The organism is Limnospira sp. (genome assembly GCF_051859755.1).
GTDB classification, from domain to species: Bacteria; Cyanobacteriota; Cyanobacteriia; order Cyanobacteriales; family Microcoleaceae; genus Limnospira; species Limnospira fusiformis.
Genome location: NZ_JBIMLI010000028.1, coordinates 12,345 through 25,408, shown reverse-complemented (window position 1 = coordinate 25,408; position 13,064 = coordinate 12,345). Strand labels below are relative to the sequence as shown.

The following is a 13,064-nucleotide window of genomic DNA, read 5'->3' as shown; positions in this document are numbered from 1 at the left end:
GAGTAATTATCGACGAAAAGCTACTTAATATAAACATGACTTTTGCGGAACCAAGACAACAGTTTTATGAGGAGATTAGCCAGCCAGAAAATCAAATAGATTTGGCTAAGGCTGCCCTATATATTGCCCGAGAACATCAGCCATATTTTAACCATTTAGAATATCTGCAACACTTAGATAGGATGGCGGCGGATGTGTTAGAGAGACTGGAAAAGCCGGCTTATCCCCTGCGGATAATTAAGGCGATTAATCATTACCTTTATGATGAATTAGGATTTCGGGGTAATCGGACTGAATACTATGACCCGAAAAATAGCTTTTTCAATCAGGTGATAGACCGTCGGACTGGTATTCCGATTACGATGTCCTTGGTGTATTTAGAGATAGCGAAACGCATGGATTTTCCGATGGTGGGAATTGGGATGCCGGGACATTTTCTGATTAAGCCAGAATTTGAAGATGCGGGGATTTATGTTGATGCGTTTGGACGGGGAGAAGTGCTATTCCCCGAGGACTGTGAGCTGAGATTGTCGGAAATTTATGGACAGCCGATGAAATTACGGCCGGAATTTCTCAATCCGATCGCACCACGGCAATTTTTAAGGCGGATGCTGCAAAATCTGAAGGCAATTTATATGAATGTTGGGGAATTTGAGGAGGCGCTGAAGGTAGTGGAGAGGATTGTGATCTTGTCTCCTGATGATATTAAAGAAAAGCGCGATCGCGGTCTTATTTACTATCAACTGTATCGCTGGTCAGAGGCTCGCTGTGACTTAGAAGATTATCTTAACCACCTTCCAACTGCTCAGGATGCTGGTATAATTCAGCAGTTACTAGATAGAATGGACTTGGATATCTGAATCGTTTAATTAGTAAGGATTTGGGGAACCATTCAACCTGTCTAGTAAACCTATAAAACAGATAGGGTTATCAACCTGAACTTACAGCCGTGTGTCCCACGGTCAAAGGGTAGGCTGATTGATAAATTGACCTCTTCTGGGGGGAAGCCGATCCTCCTGACCGCCAAATCGGCTAAGTCGCTTTTTAGTAGTGACAATCACTAGGCGGTTTCCAAGCTACTGGAGATATTGCATGAACTTTTCGCTAAAATCTTTTCGTCAGGGACTTCGTAGCCCTTACAGTGTCTTCACCAAAGGGATCTCTAAATATATATCCCTGAGTTTAGTGATGATTGTAGGAATCACTGCTAGTCTGACAATTTTCATGAGTCGCCCGGCTCCTGCAGTCGAAGCGATCCAATTAATTTACGGCCCCGCTAGTATTTCCTTAGAGTTTCAAGATTTGGAGACATTTGCTGAAACTGGGGAAAAGTCTAACCAACTGAACTCTTTATTTACTTTGGCGGAACTGAGTGATTCTCAAATTACCACTTTCCGCAATGCTCTGAATTTTGGGGTAAATGTTCCCACAGATACAGTTAATAGCCTGTTAGGTTCGAGTTATGGTCGATTAGCTGTGGGGGCCTTTAGTCTGTTTATTAATCCTGGTAGTTCTATTGATAACATTGTTGATGATGTACTGTCGGCTTTGCGAGATTCAACTCGAGATGGTCGGTTAACCATGTTGGATGTGGTTTTAGGGTTCCAATCGGTTGATACGATCACGGTAGATGTCAATAATCTGATGAGTTTGTATGATGACGTTAGTGAACTAGGAGAACAAGCGATCGAGTTTTTGAGAGCTCAACCAGAAATTCGACAACTGATTTGTAATTAGGTAGGAAGGAATCCCCAAGGCTTGAGACTGGGGATACTCTCGGAGTAATTAGATTGTCAGACAATGGGGGATCTTTCTCGTGTATGGGGGAGGTTCCCTTTTTATCTGGGAAGCGATCGCTATAGGTTTTGCTGTTCTTCTGCTACTCGCTTCAACCGTCGCAATTGAGCTTCCATGTCCGCCTTAGTCCAAGGGGCGGCGAACCGATTAAAACCAAAGGCAATTAAGGGGTTATTAATCTCAAATTCAAAGCGATTTAATAAGTAAGTTCCCTGGGATTGGGGTTGACATTCCCAGCGATCGCATCCTTGGAAAAATCCATCAAATCCCCAGACAATTAGCCCCGGTTCTCTTTCCAGGACAATACTCTCTAAGGTAGGTTGAATAATAGGAATTTGAATAACAAAGCGGGAACGTCCCCCTACATCAGTATCCCAATCGCCCACTGGGTCACAACGGAGGGCGGGATTTAACCAACGACGCATCAAATGGCGATCGGTAATACAGCGTTCAACCGTAGTGGCGATCGCTTTAATGTGAATAGACTGTTCAAATACTTGACGAGATGACATCCTAAGCCTCAAGCTATATTCAGAACGTTATCCGTTGAACGAACTAATGTCCACCCCAACGGTGAGATCAAACAAGTTTGTACACACAGAGGTTTAACTCATCTGTAGGCATTTTATAACAATCGGAACCAGTGACGAAAACTGATGAGCATAGATTTACTGGTGAATCTCACCTGGATTTGAGTTCAACATCATCACCGAGGAAAATAACAGAGTTGATCAAATTTTGCTAGTTTCCTTCCCTGGGGAGATGTTAGGGGGATAATTATTCTGTTAGATTGTAAAACTTTAGAACCCATCTACAAAGATTATGATTGAAACTTCGTGTATAATTCCCAATCCCTTGGGGATAGGAATAGGGAACCTATCCCATTTAAGTTTAGCTCAAGAGGGTTCATCACCGAATCCCGTTGATGACTTGATGAATTTTCGCCTGGGGGATATATCCCTGGTAGATTTTGGGACAGCCCTTTTGATTCTGTTAGTTGGCTACCTACTTGCTCTTTTCGCGGCTTCATTGGTCAAAAAGCTACTCAAAAAGACCGATATAGATAATAAACTGGTCAGTTGGATTTCTGGGTCTACGGAAGGCGGTGAGGACTTTCCCGTAGAAAAATGGGCAGGGACCCTAGTTTTCTGGGTTATCTTTATTTTTGCGATTATTGGTTTCTTTGACCGACTCCAGTTAACTTCTGTTTCCGCTCCCCTGACTACCCTGTTGAATGAAATCACCCGCTACATACCTAGGATATTAGGGGCAGCCGGATTGTTAGGGGTGGCCTGGGTATTGGCTACCATTTGCCGAACCTTGATGATTAAGTTCCTGGATATGTTCAGGCTGGATGAGCGACTCAACCAGCAGGTTCCCCATGGGGCAAACGAGAGCCATTTTTCTCTGAGTCACACCTTGGGAAATGCCATTTATTGGTTTATTTTCCTGCTGTTTCTGCCCATGATTCTTAGCACTTTGGAGTTAGCTGGGTTGCTATCTCCGGTGCAGACGATGGTCAATCAAATCCTGTCGAGTCTACCCAATATCCTGAAAGCCTTAGTTATTGCGGCAGGTGGTTGGCTTTTGGCTCAAATCGTCAGTCGCATTGTTACCAATTTATTGGCTGCTGTTGGTTTTGATCGTCTCAGCAATCAGTTGGGATTAGAAAGGGCGATGGGGACTACATCCCTATCTTCTGTGCTAGGCACAATTGTTTATGTTGTGCTGATGATTCCTATTGCCATCTCAGCCCTGCAAGCGCTCCAGATTAATGCGATTTCTGACCCAGCGATTTCGATGCTGAATCAGATCTTTAATGTCATTCCCCAAGTTTTCATTGCGGGTGTGATATTGGTGTTGGCTTATATGTTTGGGGTGATTGTCCGAGATTTGGTGACTAACCTGCTAACCAATCTGGGTTTTAACAATATCTTTGTTTGGTTGGGAATTGAATCTAAGGCTAGTCCGGTTTCTACCCCAACTCAGACCACAGAAGAGGATGAGGTGATAGATGATAAGCCTGTGACCAGTGCCACGAAGCAAACACCTTCGGAAATCGTGGGTGTGATTGCTTTGGTAGGTGTGATGTTCTTTGCGGTAGTGACGGCTACGGACATTTTGGGCTTAACTGCTTTAACTTTGATTGTTGAGCAGTTGTTAATCATTGCTGGCCGAGTGCTATTGGGTGTGATCATTTTTGGCATTGGTTTATACTTGGCTAACTTGGCTCATAATTTGATATCGAGTTCCGGCACTTCTTCGGCTAAATTGCTGGCTCAGGCTGCCCGCATTGCTGTTATTATCTTTGTGGGTGCTATGGCACTTCAGCAAATGGGAATTGCTAGTGATATTGTGAATTTGGCTTTTGGCTTGCTACTGGGTGCGATCGCTGTTGCTATTGCGATCGCCTTTGGTTTGGGAGGTCGCGATGTAGCATCGGAGCAAATTCGTGAGATCATCTCTCGCTTAAAACAGTAAAGGCGCGATCGCCTCTTAGGGGCAGGTTATCACCCTGCCTCTACTGTTTATTCTGCCATTTCGATCGCAGCTTCCGCCTCTAAAACCACGTTGCGTAGTCTATCTAATAAATCTCTGTCTACGGAAGACCATAACCCTCGCTGGTGTGCTTCTAGTAACCTTTCCCCCATATCCCGCAACGCCCAAGGATTCTTTTCGCGGACAAAATTTTGGACTTGTGCATCTAATATATAAGCCTCAGCTATCCCCCCATACATAAAATCATCAACACATTGGGCGGTAGCATCATAAGCGAATAAAAAATCTACTGTAGCCGCCATTTCAAAAGCCCCCCGATAACCGTGTCGCATCGCCCCAGCAATCCATTTAGGATTCACCACCCGCGACCGATATACCCTAGCGATTTCCTCCCGCAACTGTCGGACTTTGGGATTTTCTGGGAGAGAATTATCACCAAAATAAGTATCGGGATTTTCGCCTCGGAGAACCCGCACCGCGGCCGTCATCCCTCCCTGAAATTGATAATAATCATCGGAGTCCAAAATATCATGTTCTCGATTATCCTGATTGTGTAAAACCACCTGCATTTGTTGGAGACGGTTAGCAAAGGCTTGGGGGGCAGAAATTCCCTGACCGCCAGTATAAGCATAACTACTCCAATTCAAATAAGCGCGCGCCAGGTCGCTGTCATCGGTCCAATTTTGGGCTTCAATTAATCCTTGTAACCCAGCACCATAGGCCCCCGGTTTTGACCCAAATACCCGCAAACGCGATCGCATTTTAGCTTCATCTTCCGTCAAACCTTCCTCCACCCCAGCGGTAGTTTCCTGATAGACCGTGGCGGCGATCGGGTTTTCTGAGGGGGTTTCTGATAACTGAGAAACCATCTCCACAGCGCGATCGAATAAGTCGATTAAATTGGGGAAAGCATCTCTAAATAACCCAGAAATGCGTAAGGTGACATCAACCCTGGGTCGTCCCAATATGGAAATCGGCAAAATTTCAAAATCCACCACTCGCCGGGACGCACCCTCCCAGACTGGTTGTACCCCTAACAAGGCTAAAGCCTGGGCGATATCATCTCCCCCCGTCCGCATGGTGGAAGTTCCCCACACAGATAGCCCTAGAGTTTGGGGATATTCTCCATGATCCTGGGTGTATTTTTCTACCAAGGCTTCGGCTGCTAACTGACCGACCCGCCAAGCGGTTTCTGTGGGAATGGCGCGAATATCGACCGCGTAGAAATTCCGTCCGGTGGGGAGAACATCAGGTCGTCCACGAGTCGGCGCACCGGATGATCCACTGGGAATATAGCAGCCGTCAAGTCCCCTTAATAGGTTCTGAATTTCACGATCGCATTTTTTCAGATTGGGGAGGAGGATATTTTCGATCCAAACTAATTCTTGGCGGGTCAATTCCCCTGGGAATTCCTGACTATTTTGGCTGATTAATTGGTCGATTAAAATCGCGGCTTGGTCTTCGATTAAGGCGATCGCATCCCCGACTGTCCTACAGATTTCACTGTTTTTCTGGTCGCCTTCCACCTCCCATAAATCCCCCGGATTAGCTGTTAATGGGTCTAATTCCCAACCCCAATCTTGAGCGATCGCCCTGGTTAAACCCCATCGATTTTGGCTGGGATGACGGGCTATGGCTATGATTAAATCCCGCAATTGTCTCCCTTCTGGACAGCGCCCCAAAATATGTAAACCGTCGCGGATTTGACTTTCTTTTAGTTCACATAAATAACCGTCAATTGTGCCAAATAATTCCGACACCATTTCCCCGTCAGAGATGCCCAAATCCCGGTCTAACTTTTCCTTGCGGATTAACTCCACAATGCGATCGCTGATAGTTTTTAACCGAGATGGATCTAATACTTGAGCCTCATAATACTCGTCAATTAACCCTTCTAATTGTTGCAAAGGTCCATATAATTGAGCCCTAGTCATTGGCGGCGTTAAATGGTCTAAAATTACCGCCTGCGATCGGCGTTTCGCTTGGGAACCTTCCCCAGGGTCATTAACAATAAACGGATAGAAATTCGGTAAAGGTCCCAGGGCGATTTCTGGGTAACATTCCTCCGACAGTCCTACCCCTTTACCCGGTAGCCATTCTAAGTTACCATGTTTCCCTACATGAACCACCGCATGAGCCTCAAAGTGGTTTCTTAGCCACTCATAAAAAGCCAAATATTCTGGGGTCGGTTCCAAGTCCGGCGCGTGATAATTCAGACTCGGATCAATATCATAACCTCGTGATGGTTGAATCCCCACAAAAACATTGCCAAATTGTACCCCAGCAATCGGTAATATCTCCGGCGGATTCTCAAAAAAATGCACCCCCCAACGTTCTTTAATTCCCCCTTGCACAACGGCGGGTAAAGTGTTAAAATAAGTCAGGTAGTCTTGCCATTTTAAAAACTGCTTAACTTCCCGAAAATCTCGCCCTTCTGGGTCGTTAGTCACTCCCCTGGTCAGTTCCTGAATCAGATCATCTCCGGTAAGGGGAAAATCGCTGACGGTATATCCGGCTAATTTTAAAGCCTGGAGAATTTCTACACAACTGGCGGGGGTATCTAGTCCGACACCATTGGCGAGGCGACCGTTACGGGTGGGATAGTTGGCTAAAATTAGGGCGATGCGCCTTTGGTGGGTGGGGGTTTCTGAGAGTTTGACCCAGTTGGCGGCGAGGTCGGCTACAAATTCTATGCGATCGCTTTTGGGTTGATAATGAACAATATCTGTTTCTAGTCTGGTATCGCTATTTTTGACAGTTTTAAAGGAAATTGGGCGGGTAATAATGCGGCCGTCTACTTCTGGTAAAGCGATATTCATCGCCACATCACGGGGAGGTAATCCGAGGGGACTTGATTGCCATCTCTGTTCGCTAATACCACTCAGAATGGCTTGTAATGTGGGGATATCTAAAGAAAACAGAGGGGCGCTGGGTAGGTCGGAATTATCCAGGGATGAAATCGAGAAACTTGTGGTATTTATTAAGAGTCTGGCTTTGGTTAAATAGGCGATCGCCTCCTGTTGGATTTCTGGATCTCGCAAGGATGAAACAAACAGGGGAACCGGGTTAAGTTGACGAGCCGCCAAGGCTTGACAAAGGCTATCAATGGGGGCAGTATTTCCTGATAGATAATGGGCGCGATAGAATAATATTCCCACTTCCCGATAGTTAGAGACGGGGGACAGCGCGCGCCACGGATAACGACCGACCCTGGGAATGGCTACAGGTGGCGGCGGGTTGTAATTAGTGGCTAAATAGCGATCGCTTATATATTGCAAAGCTGCGATCGTATTTTCTACCCCTCCCTCACTAAAATATTGCCAAACTCGGTTAGCTACAGTTAGGGGAACCGTAGACTGAGTAATTAAATCCGGGTCGCCGCCATCATCTCCCGGTAAAATAATCAATTCTACCCCTTTAGTTTCCGCGATTTCCGCCAAAACTTCCAAACCATAGGACCAATAGGAACGTCCCCCCAACAGTCGCAAAACTACAACCTTCGCCTGAGATAAGACCTCCTCAGCATAGGTGTCTATAGTAAGCTGCTGTTGCAGGTTCAGCAAATTAGTTACTCGTAAATTGGGAAAGTCTGAGGGTAACTCAGCTATGGCTGCTGCTAAGGTTTGAATTTCTGTATCCGCTGCAGTTAAAACAATAATTGGCGCGGCAGTTTGTTCAATAAAGATAACCCCCTCTGTATCGGGGTTCCAGCCTCCTGGTATCGCTGCAATTCTGTGCATCTTATTTATACCCAATCATCACTATCTCGGTTTTTAGCGCGGTAAACATGACCCTCAGCATGAATGGCGCGAGTTTTCTCAAAGAGGCTGTCTTCCGTGTAATTCCACATTTGCAAAAGTCGATCTAGGTCTTTTTGGATATCCCAAGCGCCGGGGAACCCCTGGTAACGGATTTTCAGACGCGCAAGTTCCGCCAGTTCTAAGTCTCCCGGTGACTGATTGGCCAAAAGCTGATCAACCATTCGGCGATCGCTTTTGTACTGGGGGTGTTTCTGTTGGCGATCGTCCATCTTGGCAGCATTCCTAGAACTCAGGTTAATTATAGCCCCAGTTAAGCATTATTACCAGATAGGTCTAGCCAATGGGGGGCAGGTGGGGGCAATTAATGAATCCGTAAAATCCCCTATTTTCCAGTGATTAATGATTTCCTAGTTATCCCATTTTGCGATTTTTACCGGATAGCTGATATCCCGCTGGTATTAGATAGTGGAAACTTTGATAAGGACATTCCCTCATGCGTCTTTCCAGTTTAATTATGCTATCTGGCTTGGCACTCATTAATCTAGCTAATCAACCCAAATTGGAGACTACAGCTACCCCGTCTGAGTCTTCCCATGAATCAATTTATGAGCTAGTTCAAGTCAATGACAACCAAATACCAGAGACTGAATCCAGTCCTACCCCCCACCGAGGTAGCGGCAGGAAAGGCTAAGACATCCAACCATGTAAATATACTTTATTACCCGCAATATATCAGATAGTCTCCTCAATTAACCCTTGTCAATTGAGGGATTATTTTTATGGGTGATACTGCTGGCGGATCCCGGATGAGTGATTATCGTCACTTCTGGCTAATATTACGCCGAATATATCTGAATTACTCCGTTTACTGTCTCCCCCCCCATGTCTTCATAAAATTCTGATTGTCATCCAACTAGACTAGAGATTTTTGGGAAAAATTATATTTTTTTCCGGATATGGAAATCTAGCCCAAGTATTTTAAGCAAGTTCTGTTACCACATATCGATAGGGTCTTTAAAAATGCTATATAATGCTTTGGCTTCCTTGGCTATTAGTGCTGCGATCGCTTCTGTAGGCGCTGCTGCCTTAGTCGCCCCTTCCCCCGCGCAGACAAAAACCATCTCCGTGGCTTCCCTAGATTTTCATACACAATTGACCCAAGAGATGGCGACCATTGTTGATAGCCAGATTATGGCAGTCGATAATAAGTCCCCAGAGGAGTCTCCCTCCTATCCTCAGCCAGGAGATGGTCGGCGCTAGTCGGTCTCTACCTACCTAGCTAGTGGTCAGCACTAGACACCAGGAAGCTACCACTCATGGGAGTACCAATTTTAGTGGTGGTTTCCGGGAACTTTTGATCACCGATCGGAGACTTATAGATATATATGCCCCCCGATCGCCTTTTTGGTAGATAATTACCTGCCCCAATTCCCTAACCCAACCCGTCCGCTTTGGGGCGGTTGTCCGCTAGGTGGCTGCACCAAGAAAATTTTTGATGATATGTTAGTGTTAGTATTTGTTGGTATCCGGTTCGGTGCCAAACTCTCGTTGGTTAGATACAAGTAAACAAGCCAAACTAAATGAAATAAACGGGCCAAAAATAAAAATAATCAGTTCCAGACCGGTCATAATAGACCTCCCCCAGATGAATGCGAGTTAGTATGTAAGTAAAATCACTGGCTTTTGGCTTGAACTAATAGACCAAGTTACATGAGTAATTCAGTAATTTTACTGAGAATCTTTTGCCCCTAACACCACCGAGATATTTTGATAAATTCCCTATTTCAAATATACCCGAAAGGTGGCAAAATTCAAAGATTCTATAGATGATCTGGAGGCTAGTTTCATCAACTCATGACAAAATCTTTACAAAGCCATGACTTAGTACCGGGGGGACTAGGGAGAATCTAGTTGTTGAAGCGATCGCCTTAATGTGGGGAAGTTATTGATAGTATCTGGTAAGTTATCCCAATCAAAGTCTGCAAATTGCTGATCGAGAATGGTGACATAATCTTGGAGAGGCTTCCAGGGATAGTTTTTAGCTAACTTTTGTAAGCGTCGCAAAAACGATCGCAACTCTCTTTGAGTCATGCGATCGCGTAATTCTGGCCATCCTTTCTCTTCTTCCTTGCGTAAAATTTCCTTTAACTCTAGCAATTGATTCAAGGGTAATTTAGTGATATTAATTGCTGTTTTTTCAGTTAATTGTTGAGGTATGTTAGGCGGTTGAATATCGATTTTGCGTGCTAAAATATCGGATAATACAGCGGCGAGTTGCTCTCTATTGACAGGTTTGCGTAGATATCCCTGACATAAATTTTGACTTAATTCAAAATCTTTGGCGACCACAGAAGCGGTTAACATAACAATGGGAATATTAGCAGTGTGGGGGTTTTGTTTGATGAGTTGACTGGTCGCAATGCCATCTAAATCGGGCATTCGTAGATCCATTAAAATGACATCAGGATGATGAGTTTCAACCATAGCGATCGCCTGGTATCCATCTTTAGCCTCTAGCAGTAGGTGTTCTGTGGTATCAAAATAACCAGCAATTAGCTTGCGGTTAGACTCGACATCATCGACCACTAGGATAGTAGAGGGGATTAAATCTGACAAATAAATGGCGGGTTGTAGATTAATTAATTGATGAGATTGTGTAATTTGGACATCAGGAAAGGTAAAAGTAAAAACGCTTCCTAAGCCTAACTGACTGTCGAGAGTTAGTGTACCTCCCAACAGATGGGTGAGTCTTCGAGTAATAGCCAAACCGAGTCCAGTCCCACCATAGCGACGATTACTTTGTCCCTCACTTTGTACAAAGGCTTCAAAAATCTGTTGATGCTGATCTGGATTTATTCCAATACCAGTATCTGCTACCATAATTTCCAGAGTGATGCGAGAATCATCATCACAATTTTGGGCGCGAACCGAAATCGTAACGGAACCATCTTCGGTAAATTTGATAGCATTTCCGACAATATTAAAGAGAATTTGGCGGAGTCGGACTTCATCAAATGCGATAATTTTAGGAACATTGGGTTCAAAATTAATCTGTAGTGATAAACCCTTAGCCATAGCTGTGGGTAAAAATATTTGCTGGATTTCCTGTAGTAATATTGGCAAATAGACATGGTGATACTCAAGTTCAAGTTTTCCCGCCTCAATTTTGGAGAGATCCAAAATATCATCAATCAAACTAATTAAGGCTCGACCCCCAGCGGCGATCGCATCGAGATAAGATTGTTGTTTATCATCTTCAACCAATCCTTTGAGTAAATCACAAAAACCCAAAATGGCATTCATGGGTGTGCGGATTTCATGGCTCATATTAGCCAAAAACTCACTTTTAGCTCGATTCGCCATTTCCGCGCGTTTCGCAACTTCTTCTAAGGCGAAATGAGAGAAATGCAAAACCGCCAACATTAAAGTATTGCGGAGTTCCATGGCGGCGTTAATTTCTAATTCATTCCAACCCAAAGCATGACCACTAACTGTTTCTTTCCAGGCTTCAAAAGATTGGCGAGGAGATAGGCGCATTTGGTTATGATCATCAATAACAACTGCTTTGTTAGGATTCCCCCCCCAAGTAACAGTCTGGATAATTTCTGAACGAAACCAAACTATTTGATAAGTGGCTTGATCTAAGTAAATGGAAATAGCCAGCAACCCAGCGGCTTGGTTGATGTAATTTTGAGCAGGTGGGTAAATTTCAGCGAGGCGATCGGTATAAAAAATTTCCTGTGGGTAATAGCTACGCAGCCAGGAGAGTAGATCATCTAAATCGGGTTGAGGGAGAGTTTCTCCGAACTCAGTGAGTTCTCCCTGTAAGCCAATGACGACACCTTGAGCATTAACTAATTCTAGTAAATGTTGACCACTAGAATCAATCATTGTCCTAATTCGATTAATTAAATCCGATTCATGTACGGAGAGTTCTTGTCTAAAGAGTTGCTGAATTTTTTTGACTTTAATCTGATAGGCTTCCCAATTTTTTTGATATTGACGGAACAGTTCCACTGACATAAATTGCCCTAATAATTCGCAGGCTTGGCGCAATTCATAGGAGACAAATTTAGGGCTGTAGTGATGACAAACAATTAAACCCCATAGTTTTTGGTCATTAATGAGAGAAATACACAAGGAAGCGGAAACCCCCATATTTTGCAGATATTCAATATGGATAGGGGAAACACTCCTAAGAGTGGCATAACTCAAATCGATATGTTTTTGAGTAATGGGATTATGAAGAGGGTAAATAGCGACGGGATTATCATTAACATTAACAATAATCCTCACCCAGTTTTTAGAATAGAGTTGTCGGGCTTGTTTGGGGATGTCGGAAGCGGGGTAATGGAGTCCGAGAAAAGGCTCTAATTCTGGTTTTTTATCTTCGGCTACGACAATGCCACTCCCATCAGTTTCAAACCGATAAATCATAACGCGATCGTATTCGGTTAATTGGCGAATTTCCTGGGCTAAAAATTGGGCAGATTCCTCGAAACTGTTTTTATTTTCAATAGCGGGAAGGGAAGATTGAATTTGTGCATAAATGCCATAAGCGCGGTGGGTTTGTGTGGGTATATGTGGCTCTAACTCCAGGATTAATACATGATCATGTCGATGGACAATAGCGGTCAATTGTTGGGGGGTATTGTTATGGGTTAATTCGATATCAATGGGGTTTGAATATTTGAGATCATGGGATTTCAGAGATTGGGATATTTTTTGAAAGGCGATCGGGGTAAATACTTGGCTTAAAGTTTTGCCAACAACAGCCTCTACTTCCCGCCCCCAAAATAGTTGAGTATTACAACTAGCTTGTAAAATGATTAGTTCTGGTTCCTGGAGAACTAGCAAACAACCGTGAGATTGAATCTTACCGGGAATATGGATGGGTTCACGATCGCAATTACTGAGATCAACAGATGTTAAGGCAAAATTTTCGACTTTATCCATTATCTAATTAACTCCTAGTTGTTAATCATAAAAGTAACCCAGCATTAGCCC

General features: G+C 44.1%; 9 protein-coding genes. 5 read left to right on the top strand and 4 right to left on the bottom strand.

Features of this window, described 5'->3' with window-relative positions; all coding sequences use genetic code 11:
• Positions 1-35 precede the first annotated feature (35 nt).
• Positions 36-860: a SirB1 family protein gene (locus tag ACTIE0_RS07340; protein WP_006622519.1), complete on the top strand. Its 825-nt coding sequence runs from the start codon at positions 36-38 to the stop codon at positions 858-860.
• Positions 861-1,092: 232 nt separating this feature from the next.
• Entirely contained in the window at positions 1,093-1,737 is a 645-nt protein-coding gene (locus ACTIE0_RS07335; protein ID WP_006669421.1) for an alpha/beta hydrolase, read from the top strand.
• A 119-nt stretch (positions 1,738-1,856) separates the two neighbouring features.
• Here ACTIE0_RS07335 and ACTIE0_RS07330 read toward each other — a convergent pair whose 3' ends face one another.
• Positions 1,857-2,309, bottom strand: a complete 453-nt coding sequence (locus tag ACTIE0_RS07330) for an SRPBCC family protein (RefSeq protein WP_006622517.1) — start codon at positions 2,307-2,309, stop codon at positions 1,857-1,859.
• A gap of 310 nt (positions 2,310-2,619) precedes the next feature.
• Here ACTIE0_RS07330 and ACTIE0_RS07325 point away from each other — a divergent pair, with 310 nt between their 5' ends.
• On the top strand, positions 2,620-4,278 hold the full coding sequence (locus ACTIE0_RS07325) for a mechanosensitive ion channel (protein WP_006622516.1): 1,659 nt from the start codon (positions 2,620-2,622) through the stop codon (positions 4,276-4,278).
• A 47-nt stretch (positions 4,279-4,325) separates the two neighbouring features.
• Here ACTIE0_RS07325 and cobN read toward each other — a convergent pair whose 3' ends face one another.
• Positions 4,326-8,036 (bottom strand): cobaltochelatase subunit CobN, encoded by a 3,711-nt coding sequence (gene cobN, locus ACTIE0_RS07320; protein WP_006669422.1) that lies wholly within the window; start codon positions 8,034-8,036, stop codon positions 4,326-4,328.
• 5 nt (positions 8,037-8,041) lie between these two features.
• Entirely contained in the window at positions 8,042-8,326 is a 285-nt protein-coding gene (locus ACTIE0_RS07315) for a DUF3288 family protein (protein WP_006618290.1), read from the bottom strand.
• A gap of 224 nt (positions 8,327-8,550) precedes the next feature.
• On the opposite strand from ACTIE0_RS07315, the gene patX reads away from it, so the two are divergent.
• Together patX and ACTIE0_RS07305 are read left to right on the top strand one after the other, a co-directional pair.
• Complete coding sequence (gene patX, locus ACTIE0_RS07310; RefSeq protein WP_006618291.1) at positions 8,551-8,748, top strand: heterocyst-inhibiting protein PatX; 198 nt, start codon at positions 8,551-8,553, stop codon at positions 8,746-8,748.
• A 329-nt stretch (positions 8,749-9,077) separates the two neighbouring features.
• Complete coding sequence (locus ACTIE0_RS07305) at positions 9,078-9,317, top strand: hypothetical protein (RefSeq protein WP_006618292.1); 240 nt, start codon at positions 9,078-9,080, stop codon at positions 9,315-9,317.
• 636 nt (positions 9,318-9,953) lie between these two features.
• On the opposite strand, the gene ACTIE0_RS07300 is transcribed toward ACTIE0_RS07305, so the two are convergent.
• On the bottom strand, positions 9,954-13,013 hold the full coding sequence (locus ACTIE0_RS07300) for an ATP-binding protein (RefSeq protein ID WP_006669424.1): 3,060 nt from the start codon (positions 13,011-13,013) through the stop codon (positions 9,954-9,956).
• Positions 13,014-13,064: the final 51 nt, after the last annotated feature.